At 42.1% G+C, this 13033-nt stretch carries 11 protein-coding genes and 1 pseudogene (1 of these 12 only partly in view); 10 read left to right on the top strand and 2 right to left on the bottom strand.

Features of this window, described 5'->3' with window-relative positions; all coding sequences use genetic code 11:
* The 6 genes in view from infB to CLV95_RS06665 are tightly spaced (at most 51 nt apart) and all read left to right on the top strand, a layout consistent with a single transcriptional unit that may run on beyond the window.
* On the top strand, positions 1 to 1519 hold the 3' portion of the coding sequence (gene infB / locus CLV95_RS06690) for a translation initiation factor IF-2 (protein ID WP_017853519.1). 1028 nt of this gene lie to the left of the window's left edge; the window shows 1519 of its 2547 coding nt (coding positions 1029-2547); the start codon falls outside the window, past its left edge; its stop codon occupies positions 1517 to 1519.
* Between the two features lie 12 nt (positions 1520 to 1531).
* Positions 1532 to 1885, top strand: coding sequence for a 30S ribosome-binding factor RbfA (gene rbfA / locus CLV95_RS06685; RefSeq protein WP_002726152.1), 354 nt, complete (start codon positions 1532 to 1534; stop codon positions 1883 to 1885).
* The gene (gene truB, locus CLV95_RS06680) at positions 1842 to 2771 is read left to right on the top strand and encodes a tRNA pseudouridine(55) synthase TruB (RefSeq protein ID WP_026054092.1); all 930 of its coding nucleotides are present in this window, start codon (positions 1842 to 1844) and stop codon (positions 2769 to 2771) included. Before rbfA ends, truB begins: the two co-directional genes overlap by 44 nt.
* Before the next feature lie 51 nt (positions 2772 to 2822).
* On the top strand, positions 2823 to 3089 hold the full coding sequence (rpsO, locus tag CLV95_RS06675; protein WP_002632045.1) for a 30S ribosomal protein S15: 267 nt from the start codon (positions 2823 to 2825) through the stop codon (positions 3087 to 3089).
* Positions 3086 to 5176 (top strand): polyribonucleotide nucleotidyltransferase, encoded by a 2091-nt coding sequence (pnp, locus tag CLV95_RS06670; protein ID WP_002726324.1) that lies wholly within the window; start codon positions 3086 to 3088, stop codon positions 5174 to 5176. Before rpsO ends, pnp begins: the two co-directional genes overlap by 4 nt.
* An 18-nt stretch (positions 5177 to 5194) precedes the next feature.
* A complete protein-coding gene (locus CLV95_RS06665) occupies positions 5195 to 6481 on the top strand; it encodes a M16 family metallopeptidase (RefSeq protein ID WP_002726134.1) in 1287 nt (428 codons plus the stop codon).
* Between the two features lie 435 nt (positions 6482 to 6916).
* Here the strand turns inward: CLV95_RS06665 and CLV95_RS06660 are convergent, their stop codons facing one another.
* Together CLV95_RS06660 and CLV95_RS06655 are read right to left on the bottom strand one after the other, a co-directional pair.
* A complete protein-coding gene (locus tag CLV95_RS06660) occupies positions 6917 to 8677 on the bottom strand; it encodes a hypothetical protein (RefSeq protein WP_026054893.1) in 1761 nt (586 codons plus the stop codon).
* Positions 8678 to 8679: 2 nt separating this feature from the next.
* Positions 8680 to 9754 (bottom strand): annotated as a pseudogene (locus CLV95_RS06655) (hypothetical protein).
* A 302-nt stretch (positions 9755 to 10056) separates the two neighbouring features.
* Here CLV95_RS06655 and CLV95_RS06650 point away from each other — a divergent pair.
* The 4 genes from CLV95_RS06650 to CLV95_RS06635 are packed head-to-tail and all read left to right on the top strand — an operon-like array spanning position 10057 to position 13008.
* A complete protein-coding gene (locus tag CLV95_RS06650; protein ID WP_002726196.1) occupies positions 10057 to 10281 on the top strand; it encodes an LIC12298 family protein in 225 nt (74 codons plus the stop codon).
* Positions 10278 to 10976: a JAB domain-containing protein gene (locus tag CLV95_RS06645; RefSeq protein ID WP_002726136.1), complete on the top strand. Its 699-nt coding sequence runs from the start codon at positions 10278 to 10280 to the stop codon at positions 10974 to 10976. The genes CLV95_RS06650 and CLV95_RS06645 overlap by 4 nt, the downstream gene beginning before the upstream one ends.
* Entirely contained in the window at positions 10970 to 11725 is a 756-nt protein-coding gene (locus CLV95_RS06640) for an ABC transporter permease (protein WP_002734338.1), read from the top strand. The genes CLV95_RS06645 and CLV95_RS06640 overlap by 7 nt, the downstream gene beginning before the upstream one ends.
* Entirely contained in the window at positions 11722 to 13008 is a 1287-nt protein-coding gene (locus CLV95_RS06635; RefSeq protein WP_002734479.1) for an ABC transporter ATP-binding protein, read from the top strand. The genes CLV95_RS06640 and CLV95_RS06635 overlap by 4 nt, the downstream gene beginning before the upstream one ends.
* Positions 13009 to 13033: the final 25 nt, after the last annotated feature.

Raw genomic sequence — 13033 nt, 5'->3', positions numbered from 1 at the left:
TCGTCCTCCGGTCGTTACTATAATGGGCCACGTAGACCACGGTAAGACTAAATTGCTCGATACGATTCGTAGAAGTTCCGTCATCGATACGGAATCGGGCGGAATTACACAACATATCGGTGCGTATCAAGTAAAAACCGCACGCGGTTTAATTACTTTTTTGGATACTCCGGGTCACGAAGCGTTTACTTCCATGAGAGCCCGAGGGGCAAAGGTGACCGATATTGTAATTCTAGTAGTCGCGGCGGATGACGGAGTGATGCCTCAAACTCTTGAGGCGATCAGTCACGCGAAAGCGGCCGAGGTTCCGATTATAGTTGCCATCAACAAGATCGATCTTCCGACGGCAAATCCGGATAAGATCATGCAGGAACTTGCTAATCACGGTCTTCAATCGGAAGAATGGGGCGGACAAACGATGTATGTCAAAATCTCCGCTCGGGAAAACATAGGAATCGATAAACTTCTGGAAGTAATTCTCCTCCAAGCCGAGGTGATGGATCTGAAGGCCAATCCGAAACGAAGAGCAAAAGGAACCATCATAGAAGCGAAACTGGATCCAGGTCGTGGATCGGTGGCAACGGTTCTGATTCAGAACGGAACTCTTCGTGTGGGAGATCCTTTCGTTGCGGGAGTTTTCTCCGGTCGTGTAAGAGCGATGTACAACGATCTCGGGCAACTGATCGAGGAAGCAGGACCTGCATTCCCGGCTCAGGTAACCGGTATCGATGGAGTTCCGGATGCGGGGGCGCCGTTTGACGCGATGGCGGATGAAAAAGAAGCCAGAAATATTTCTCAACATAGAATTGAATTCGAAAAAATCGGAAATGCGGGCGCTGCGGCCGGAACCACCTCTAAGGTAACTCTTGAGAACATGAACGAGTATATCAAACTCGGCGCTTTGAAAGAACTTAAGGTCATCATCAAGGCGGACGTTCGCGGTTCTGCGGAAGCGATCAAAGAATCCTTGGAAAAACTTTCTACTCCGGAAGTGAAGTTGAACGTGATCCAGTCCGGCGCGGGTGCGATCGTGGATATGGACGTTATGCTCGCTTCTGCTTCGAATGCTCTCATCATCGGTTTTCACGTGCGTGCAAATCCGAAAACGATTGCTCTTGCGGAAAAGGAGCAGGTTCAGATCAAGTACTATAACATCATTTATCAAGTTGTGGATGAGATCAAACTCGCGATGGAAGGGCTTCTCGAACCGGAAAAAATCGAGGAAGTGATCGGAACCGCTGAGATTCGGGAAATCTTCAAGGTATCCAAGATCGGAAACATTGCCGGTTGTATGGTTACATCCGGAAAAATCCAGAAGTCGGCTAATGTTCGCGTAATCAGCGACGGGGTAACGAAATTCGACGGAAAACTCAAATCTCTCAAACGAGTCAAAGACGATGTTAATGATGTCGTATCCGGTTTCGAGTGCGGGATCCAAGTGGACGGATACAACGACTTTAAAGTCGGAGATACGATTGAAGCTTATAATGTAACTGTGATTAAGCGGAAATTGGAATAGGAAAACCGGGCCTTGAATCCGATCCGAAGAAGAAAAATCGAAGCGGAAGCCGTTCGTACCGTTGCGATGATGATTCTGTCGGGCAAAGTAAAAGATCCAAGGGTGCATATGGTTTCCGTCCATCGTGCGGAAATATCTGAAGACGGAAAGAACATGAAAGTATTCGTAACCGCGATCTGCACGGACAAAAAAAAGTTGAAAGTACTATCCGGACTCAACAGCGCCGCTGGTTTGTTTCAAACGACATTATCCGGAAAGTTAGGACTTAGAATTACGCCTAGAATGCAATTTCTCTGGGATGAGGAATATATTCAGAGTTTGGATGAATCGCTCAGACTTACCAGAAAACCCACGAGTGCGGACTGAATCCGGATTTTTGCTCATTCACAAACCGGAAGGGATGACTTCTTCGGATCTTGTAGTGGCTGTCCGTAAAAAACTTAAATTCAAAAAGGTCGGTCATACGGGAACCTTGGATCGGGCCGCAAGCGGTCTTATGATTCTTCCTGTCGGAAGTTGCACTAGCTTTTCTAGCGTATTCTTAGAAAAAGAAAAATCCTACCAAGCCTGGGTCAAACTGGGAGAATCCACTGATTCCGGAGATAAGGAAGGTGAAATCTTAGAATGGCTACCGAAAGAACAAACGGAAATCTGGTTTCGGAAACATCGAGAGAAACTCAAAGATTTATTCGAACAAGTTCCGACCTGGGAAACTCAAGAAGCTCCGGAGGTTTCTGCGCTCAAGGTAAACGGAAGGAGAAGATCGGATCTCTTTCGAGAAGGGGTCGCACTGGTTCCCGCCGTGCGAAAGATTCGAGTGTATCAGTATGAACTCGGAATATTTTCTCCCGAATTGATTTCTTTTGAGATTCGAGTTTCTGCGGGGACTTACATCCGTAAGATTGTAATGGATATTTCCGATCGTGTCGGTTTTCCGCTTCGTTTGGAAAAATTGGTTCGCACGAGTATTGGCAAATTGAATTTGAACCAAGCCGATTCGTATGAAAATCTATTGGAAGGGAAAGTTAAGATTCATTCTCCGGAATCGATTTTGGAATTTCCCATTGTGGAAATCCCGAGCACAGAAGTGAAGAATGTGTTCAACGGGAGAAAAATAAAATTGGAATGGATTCCCGGGAATGAATTTCTTTTAACTTCATCTGAAGGTGAGGTTCTTGCTTGGTGTAGAAAAGAAGAGCACGGAGTTCATGAATCGGATTATAAATATTTAAGAGTCTTTCCTAAAAATTAGCTTTAAAGAGGTGCCATTGCTTGAAAAATGGTAAAAAGGTATATTCACTCTATGATAGCTGCTGAACAGAAAAAACAAATTATCAGTAATTTTGCCCGCAAAGCGGGAGATACGGGTTCCACTGAGGTGCAAATTGCTCTCATTGATGCGAGAATTAAAGAACTCAACGAACATTTCAAGTCTCATAAAAAAGATTTTCATTCCAAAACCGGTCTTTTAAGACTCGTAGGCAAAAGAAAGAAACTTCTGGATTATCTCAAAAGAACCGAATTAGATCGTTATAAAAAACTAATTGAAACTCTCGGACTTCGTAAGTGACGCATACAATTTCCGGCCAATATGGCCGAGATACGATCGTTCTCGAAACTGGAAACTGGGCGAAACAAGCTCACGGCGCAGTCGTTTATAAATCCGGAAACCTAGTATTACTTGCGACCGTTTGTGCCGCCGATGATGCGAAAGAAGGACAAGATTTTTTCCCTCTTACTTGTGAATATACTGAAAAACTCTATTCCGTTGGTCGTTTTCCCGGTGGCTATTTTAAAAGGGAAGCTAAACCTCCGGAACATGAAATTCTTATTTCCAGGATTATAGACAGACCGATTCGACCTCTGTTCCCTGAGGGATACTTCTGCGAAGTGCAACTTCAAGTCCAGGTTCTTTCCGCGGACGGAGACGTTTCTGTTGCAGGACACGCGCTGAATGCCGCCAGCGTTGCATTAACGATTTCTGATATTCCTTTCAACGGGCCGATTGCAGGTGCGAGAATCGGAAGAATCAACGGAGAGTTGATTTTGAATCCGACTACGAAGGAAATTGTGAACTCCGATTTGGATCTGGTTGTTGCCGGAACTAAAACTCATATCGTCATGATTGAGGGAGAAGCAAAAGAGCTGAGCAACGAAGAAATGCTTTCGGCTCTTCGTTTCGCTCAAAAACATATCGCCGAATTTGTGACTCTTCAGGAAGAATATGCTAAACAAATCGGAGTCGCCAAACGAGAAGTTAAGTTAAAAGCCCGGGACGTTGAACTTCTTGCTAAGGTAAAAGAATATGCGTTTGCAAAACTAACCGCCGCAAATCAAACTCCCGACAAAACCGTTCGTAATAAAGAAATCTCTAACGTGAACAAAGATGTTGTCGAGTTCTTCAAACAAACGGTGGAAGATGCGGACAAGATCAAAGATATAAAAACATATCTGCACGAATTGGAATACGAAATCGTGCGTGAACAAGTTCTGAACCAAGGAGTTCGTTTTGACGGAAGAAGATTAGACGAAATTCGTCCTATTTCCGTGGAAATCAATCCGCTTCCCGGCCCTCACGGTTCTTCCGTCTTTACTAGGGGGCAGACTCAATCTTTAGGGGTTGTGACTTTAGGAACGGGATCCGACAATCAGAGATACGAAACTTTGGAAGGTCAAAAAGAGAAGTCCTTCATGTTACATTATAACTTTCCTGCGTTTTCTGTGGGTGAGGTTCGTAGATCTTCCGGTCCCGGAAGAAGGGAAATCGGACATGGAAATTTGGCGGAACGAGCTCTCAAATTAGTTCTTCCTAAGTCGGAAGAATTTCCGTATGTGATCCGAGTTGTATCCGAAATTTTAGAGTCCAACGGTTCCAGTTCTATGGCTTCCGTTTGTTCCGGTTCTTTGGCACTGATGGCGGCGGGTGTTCCGATTAAAGGAAGCGTTTCCGGAATTGCGATGGGACTTTTTTCGGATTCTTCTGGTAAGTATGCGGTGTTATCCGATATCGCCGGTTTGGAAGATCATTTCGGAGACATGGATTGTAAGATTGCAGGAACCAGAAAAGGGATCACTGCGTTTCAGATGGATTTGAAAGTGACCGGTGTCAGTTTCGACGTTTTAGAAAGTGTATTCGAACAGGCACAAAGGGGAAGATTCCATATCTTGGATATTATGGAAAAACATATCTCCAAGGCTTCCGATAGTTTAGCCGGAACCGCTCCTAGAATCATCGTTCGAAATATACCTAAGGACAGAATAGGCGAGCTCATCGGTCCGGGTGGTAAAAACGTTCGAGGAATCAGTGAACTTACAGGAGCGGAGCTCTATATAGAAGATGACGGAAGAGTGACCATCTCCGGCTCCAATCAAGAGTCCGCAGAAAAAGCAGCGAAGATGGTGGATGGATTTTTCGCAGAGGTCGAAGTAGGAAAGATATACGAAGGAAAAGTAAAACGGATTGCGGATTTCGGAGCGTTTGTCGAGATCCTACCCGGTAAAGAAGGTCTTTGTCATATCTCTAAGATCGATTTTAAAAGAGTAAATTCCGTGAAAGATATCGTCAAAGAAGGTGATATCATTCGAGTAAAGGTTTTGAATGTGGATAAGACTGGAAAGATCGATCTTTCCAGAAAAGACGCTCTTGAGGAAATATAATATTTTTTTAATATTCCCTTGGTACAGGAATCTTCACAGTTAGTTTATAGAAAAGTTCTGCCCGGGGGAATTACGGTTCTCTTTCAACAAGCCCCTCATACAGTCAGTGCTTCTGCAGGAGTTTTTGTCCGTGTCGGTTCCAGACACGAATCTACTAAGAATGCCGGTTATTGTCATTTTTTGGAGCACATGCTTTTCAAGGATACGGCTAAACGGACCGCTAAAGAACAAGCTGAAGACATAGAACGAGTCGGCGGTTTTACTAACGCCGCTACTTCCAGAGAATACACCTACTTTCACGTAACGGTCGCCGGAAAACATATCGGCCTCGGCTTGGAGCTGTTGGCCGAAATGATCTATGAACCCTTGCTCAAACAATCAGATATAGAAAACGAGGCAGGCGTGATTTTGGAGGAGCTTCAAGGTTACGAGGATTCTCCGGAGGACTATATTCACGATTTCTACTATCAGAATTTTTTTCCTAAAAATTCTTTGGGACGGGACATCATTGGGACGAGAGAGTCCGTTTCAGGGGTTGATCACAGAAAATTATTAGAATTTTATAATACGTATTATCATACGGAAAATATGTTTCTTTCGATTTCCGGAAACTTCGAACCGGACGAAATTTTTGCGATCGCCGGAAAGTATTTTAATAAACTCAAAAAGAAAAAGAAAGATATAGATGCACTTCCCTTACCCAAAAAACAATGGGGTTACTTTCCGAAAAAGAAAAAACTGGAACAGGTTTATTTTGTTTTAGGTGGGGAGGGGTTTGCAAGAGAATTTCACAATGCCTCTTTGGCTAGCCTATTCACTCACATCTTAGGCGGTGGAACTTCTTCCAGACTTTTCCAAAAAGTTAGAGAAGAGAAAGGACTTTGTTATCAGATCACCGCCTATCCTTCCTCTTATATAGACGTAGGTATCAATAGCATCGTTTGTTCTACTTCCAAGGAGAAATTCGTTACTTGTTTGGAAACGATCGCCGACGAGATCAAATTGATTTTGGATCGTGGAATCACCGAAAGGGAACTTCTAGATGCCCAATCCAATCACGAAGGTGCTCTTTCGATCAGCTACGAACAAACCGAATCTCGTATGAATACGATTGCCCTCATGGAATTGTACTATGGCCGTAATTATTCTTATGAAGAAAGGGTGAAAGAAATCTACTCGATTACTTTAGAGGATTTGAATCGTTTTGCAAGGTCGGCCTTTGGGATTCCTAAGCTACATCTTTCGGCTCTCGGAAATTTGGGTTTAAAAGAAGAAAAGGCCGTTCAAAGGATTTTTTCTTTTTAAAGTCATTAGAACAATCGCTTTGTATATATATAAAGGAGTTTTATGAAGCGAATTTTCTGACGCGTGGACTTACTTTAAAAAAAGATTATAATTTAACGTGAGTTCGGCATTAACAAATGCGAAAGCGATTATTGCGCAGCGATCTATGGGAACGGCACTTTAGTTTGGAAAATTCCGAAGGAATTGGAGCGAAAAGCACGGTTGGTCACCGTTTTTACTAGAAACTATCTCAAAAACCGACATCTGATAAGTAATACTAATTTTTAATTGTCCTTGAGGAAAAAATAAAATCCTCTGAAAGAATGGATTCGTCCAAACTTTTTTACAGCGCATCCCAAAACCCCAGTTTACTTTGTCAGAAAGATCAAGCCGCAAGGTTCTGTCCTAGTTTTGGGATAGAACCTTAGGCCGAACTCACGTTAATTTAAGAATATTCTAAAAATAAAATTGCGTCTGCAGATTGATCCAGATGCTATCGTTTTTACTTTCTTTTTTTCTGGAGTGACTTACCGTAAGCGCGACGTAAGGCGAAAGAAGTCTGAGACGAAACGAGGAAGAACGATCCGTAAAGATCGAACTCGTTTCGTCTCTCGTGGTTCTCGCTTCGAAAAGGGAATCGGTATGATTGCCTTCTTTCTGGAATAAAAAAGCCCCTTCCAAGTTCCAAGTTTCGTTCATTCGAAAGGACCATTTTCCTTCGGTGATTTTGTCTCCGTTGATTCTCCATTCTTGTCCTGCTTCGATCGTGAATCGCTTTTTGTAGAGTCCGTAATAAATTCCGCGACCGAGAGTTTCGTTCGTATAATTTCTAAGAGAAAGAAAAATTCCGCCCCAGAACGGATCGTAAAAGATAGGAGCTTTGCCTGCGATGATTTCCCAACGTTTAGAATCGCTTTCGGGAATAGTCGGGTTGAACGGTTGGAATTTTTCCGCTTCTGGGCCCGAATCGGATTGTTTGCGTAGAGGATAGCTCCAAGCGCGAATCCATTCTAAATTGAAGATTGAGTGAGAAATGAACCCAAGACGGACTAACTCTGCTTTACCTTTTAGTTCCTTACGATCCGGGTCAAGAGCGAAAAGGTCTTCGTTTTTTCCGCGATAACCCGTGAGTTTTAGTTCGAATTTTTCGGAAGTCGCGGAAGAATAAAAGGTTCCGTCGATTTCTTTTCTTTCACCAAAGGTTTGAATTCTGGAAACGATTTTGGGACCTGCAAGGAAGAAATTTTTTGATTGAAAGTTTAAAGAAGCGTAATGTTTTTTCATTTCGGGAGAATACGCGAACTCGAACAACTTGAGCGGAGATAGAAGATATATTCCAGGTTTATGTTTGGCTTCCTGCTCGGAAAAATAAGTTCCCAAAGACCACTCTTTCCACTTGAGGCCGAAAAAACCGGCCTTGTGAATCCCTTGTTCGATCTCGGGCAGTGCCGTATAAAAATCGTTGTCTCTTAAAAAATAAAAATTTTCCAAGGGCCGAAATCGGTGGCCTAGGCTTGCCCTGAAAAATTTCTGATCAACTTTTCCGGATAAAAGAGGAGTTCCGTTTCTCGTTTCCGCAAAACCGGTGAAACAATTCTGGAATTTTGAATGAGAATTCGAACCACTTTGTGGTTCATCGTAAACCGAAACCGTTGAGTTGTGCCAAGACCGAATCGGTTCTCTTTGCCGTTTATCGTTCGAGCCCGTTTGGTTTTGGGCGGGAGAATTTTTCGTTCTTCGATAAGGATTTGACCGCATAACTTTTGGGAAGGGGGTATCGAGAAGTAGCGGTTCCGAATTTTGCGGTAAGTTGTAAGACAGGGGGATTTGTTTCATTCCGCAATTCGAAATTTTGAAAAACCAATTCTCTTTTGAAGTATGCGAATATCTTGATTCGTAGGTTTCGAATGTTGCGCCTATTCTGGATTCGACTGGACGGACGGACGTAGCCGACATTATGAGGAGAAGGGAAAAAATTTTCAGAGAAGAACGTTCCGAAAGGAGAACGGGATTTTGAGCCCGAGAAAGCGATTTTACGACTGAAGTCAGATATTTTAATAAAACAGAATATATTAAAAATGAAATATGTATCGATTGAATTCGAAAAAAGAAGATTTTATTGTTCGCGAATCGGGCTTCCTGAAAGTTGCTAAGGAGGTGATCCAAAAAGACGGTTCGGACCTTGAGCGAATCGATAAGAATGAATCGAAACCCCATCGTTATTTCTTCCGCAAAATTGGGTTTTTCTTTTTCAAGAGAACGAAAACTTTGGCTCGTTCTTTTTCCGGTAGAGAGTTTAAAAATTGGAAAAATTCTTTTTTGGAACGGGAGCTCTTTTGGGAAATTCTCAATGCGGAGGAAAGTGGAAAACCTGCGGATAACAATTCCTGAACGGAAATGGAAAAAGTCGTATAACGCGATATAGAGTTTGAGTTTTGAGCCGTATCCTCGGGGATGACTTGCTCGGACGTAATGATTGGATTTGAAATGTTCTTGGATTCGATTCTTCCAATTTGTGAGTTTCGAATTTTTGGAATCGAAGTTATCCGTGAATTCTAAGTTGTCCTTTTGATTAAGGAGGTTATTTACTCCGAATTTTCCGGTTAGAGAGGTTTCCTCTTCTTCGAGTCGATTTCCAAAAAAGGAAAAAGAAAGTTTTTCCCAGGAAATTCCGATTCCTAGAGTGAATTGATCTTCCGTATGAGAATCGTTCCAAGTTCTAGAAACGCCTAAAAACAAACGAAGATCTTGATCGAAAGGGGAATGAAGAAAGAATGAAACGTTTCGGAAATTTTCTCCGGTTTTTCCGAAAAGTTGAATTGATTGTCTCTCCGGAATTTCCAAATGAATTCCGAAAACAGCCAAATCTTTCTGTCCTTTTTCCCATCCGACAAAAACGGAAGGAAAGAGAAAATTTTCACCTGAAAGAAAAGAATACCATAGGTTTATTTGGGCTCGATGAACGACGGAAATTTCTTCTGAGAGGGTTCTGTGATTCTCATACAGAAAAAAAGTTTTCCAAAAATGCTTACGATCTCGTTTCCAAAACGGAAGTTCCAGCCAAGCTCCATAGGAAGGAGGAAATTTCTTTCGGGTTTCGAATAAACCTCCTAAAGAGAGACTCGTGTTTCTTTGAACTAGGAAAAACGTAGGATCCAGATCCGGCCGTAAGGTTACGTCTTTTTCCGCGTTCAAAGAGTCGAAACTCAAAAGAAAAACACAGAAACCGAGCGGGATTCGAAACTTTAGGAAAGCATTTTCCGGTCTTAAAAAATAAGATTTGTTTTTCCCCACTCTGAAAGCGGTTCGGAAAATTTGTACTTTGGAGTGAAGATTTGAAAAAAAATCAAATTATTTCGAAAAAAGATCCAAACACAAAGGTTTTTGTCCAGGGAAAGAGTTAAGATAGCACAATGAAGGCGGAGGAGAACAGGATTTTAAGTTTCAAACTTGAAAATCGATGATTTTTAAAAAAAGAAACGTTTTGGGTTGACATTTACTACTATTTTGATTAGTATATACATATCCGTTTAGTGAATAATCCTGTTGTTTTATCTGTTTATGTCGTCTAATTTATTGAGAATGGGGAGAAGACTATGATCATTCGATCTTTGCAAGAATCAGCAAATTACCAGAGAAAACGTGGTGGTCTTCCCGGAGCTGGTCCGAACTGGAAGGAACGGACTCGTGCCGGAGAGCCGAATCTAAAATCTTTTGCGGATTATCTGGAAGAGGTGTTTGAAGGGAACGTCGTTCAAAAAGGGACCTGGTTTTCAGATTCTCTTTCTGAGTTGAGTAAAAATAATTTGAAGCGGATTTGAAGTCTAGCGGAAAACTCTCTGAAAAGTTGAGTCCTTTCCCCGATCCTAGAACGCGGATCGCGTACGAAGCCGAATCCCTAGAAGATTGGGAACTTTTGGCGGTACTTCTGGGAAGAGGGAACCGGGCTCAACCGATCGAAGAACTCAGTCGTGAAATTTTACATCAAAGTAAAGGCTTCGGTGGCCTGCTTCAAAAACAGGTTTCGGATCTTCGTAAAATTCCAGGGGTGGGAATTGCTAAAGCAACTACTTTGCTTGCGGCTGTCGAATTTGCAAGACGTCTCAAATGGGAGGCTCTTAAAGGAAGACGTTATTCTTCCGAACAACTTCTCAATTTTCTCGCTACTAGTTTGATCCCTAAAAACAGGGAATGTTTTGTACTCATCACTCTTTCTCCGGAAGGTGCGGTTCTACGGGCCGAGATTGTTGCAGTGGGGAGTTTGGAGGAAGTGGGGGTACAGACCAGGGATCTTCTGAAAATCATTTTAAATGATGCGGCGTCTTCCGTCATCATTGCACACAATCATCCTGAATCTAGTTCTAAACCCAGTAAGGAGGATCTTTGGATTTTTGAAAATTTTGGGAGACTCCTTGACATGATCGGTCTGGAACTCTTGGACCAATGGATTTTTGGAATTGACGGGATCTATTCCTGTAAGAAAGGTAAGGTTCTTCAGGCTCGAGCGAAGTGTTGAAAAGTTTATCAATTCTTTGGATATTAGTAAAGAGGGATTACGCTTTACAGTTTGCAGGAAGTTCCCTTGGAATCTCTTGGATGCTCGTTCAAAATCTCAGTTTGATTCTGATCTATACGATCGTCTTTTTATTGCTTCATCTAAAAGGGAATCCGGAATCGGCTTCTGATTTTATCGGATACACGTTCAGCGGACTTTTATTTTGGATTCCTCTCCAGGAATATATGATTCGAGGGACCTCAATTCTTACAGAAAATCGACAGTTGATCAAAAGATCCCCTTTGGGGCCAGAGATTTTTCTCTGGATTCCTTACGTTCAAATGTTCATTCACTTTACGGTGACTGCGGTTCCGGTTTTGATCGTATTATTTACTTTAGGAAAATTGAATGTAATTTTATTTCCGGTTTCGATTTTTGTTATACTTGCTGTAGGATATTTACTTTCCTTTATTCAAGGATATTTGGCGAGGGCGAACGTTATTTTAAGGGATATTACACCTCTTATTCGGCTTATCTCTCAATTTTTCTTTTGGTCGCTACCGATCTTGTATTTGTCCACGGGTTTTTTACATTCGATCAACGTTTGGAACCCTCTCAATTTCCCTCTCGAGCTGTTTCGATTTTTTTTGTTAAACGACTTTGTTGCGGTTTTTCATTGGAAAGAATTTATTCCTTACTTGATTTTATTTCCTTTGATCGGAATTTTGAGTCGTTCTAAATTTCATTCCGTCATTTTGGATCATCTTTGAGTTTAAAAGTGGAAAATCTAAATAAGGTTTACGCCGGTTACAGCGGGCCTTTTCAAAGAATTTTAAACGTTCTTTCTCTCGGATTTTTAGGAAACGACGTCAAATTTGATGCGCTTAGAAACGTAAGTTTTCAAGTTTCTCCGGGAGAAATTGTAGGTTTGATTGGAAGAAACGGTGCTGGAAAATCCACTCTTTTAAAAGTTCTCAGTGGTGTGTCGTCTTACGCTTCCGGAAAAATTTTAAGAACGGGATCTCTTCGTTCCATTCTGGAACTTGGGGTGGGATTTAATCCGGAACTTTCGGGGGAAGAGAACCTCTATTACAATGGTCTTATTTGGGGGCTAAGTCCAGGCGAAATCCGATCCTCCATGAACGAAATTTTCGAATTTTCCGGTCTACAAGAATTTAAGAATATTCCAATGAAGCAATATTCTTCCGGAATGGTCATGCGCCTCGGGTTTGCTCTTGCAACTTTTTCAAGACCCGACATCCTTATTGTAGATGAGGCTCTCGCTGTGGGTGACGCGAGTTTTCAGCAAAAATGTCTTAGGCGTTTTCGTTCCTTCCAGGAACAGGGAACTATGACTCTGATTGTAAGTCATGATCTTGAACTTTTAAAATCGGTATGTTCCCGTGTTTTGATTTTGGAAAAAGGCAAATTGGTTTTCGATGGGAATCCCATAGACGGTTTTCGGGAATACATGCAGATCATTGCAGGTTCGGCGAGCGGGCAGGAAACTGCTTTTCCATTTCCTAAAGATTCTATTGTGGAAAGTCTTTTCGTGGATTTGAATCTTGTAGGACTATATCCACCGATACAAGATTTGCGACAAGTTCCGGATCGAATCAATCGGAGTCGTGCAGAGGGTTTGCAATACGAAGATCGGGCAAACCCGCAAATTTTTCCAGTGGGTTCCGAAGTGGAAATTTCAGTCCATGTAATATTCAAAAAGAATATTCCGAATCTTACTGTAGGTTTTCATATAGACGACTCTCGGGGAATCCGGGTCTTTGGAACGAACACATATCATCTCGGGAATTCGTTGAAAAATATTCATGCAGGGGAATCCGTTTCGGCGAACTTCCGACTTCCTTTGAATTTTTCTGCAGGTAAATACACTCTCGGCATTGCCTTACACGAAGGAGATAGCCATGTTGAGAATAGTTATCTCTGGAAAGACGGAATTCTTTCCTTCGAGTTGGAACGTTTAGATTTGCCTAAATTTGAAGGGATTGCTTGGCTTCCGGTACAAAGTAGCTTTAAAAAAGACACTTCTTTCTGATTTATTTTTCTTTCTCAACCTGGAA

The sequence above is a fragment of the Leptospira borgpetersenii serovar Javanica genome, assembly GCF_003046425.1.
Lineage (GTDB): Bacteria > Spirochaetota > Leptospiria > Leptospirales > Leptospiraceae > Leptospira > Leptospira borgpetersenii.
This window is presented reverse-complemented; position numbering and strand designations above follow the sequence as displayed.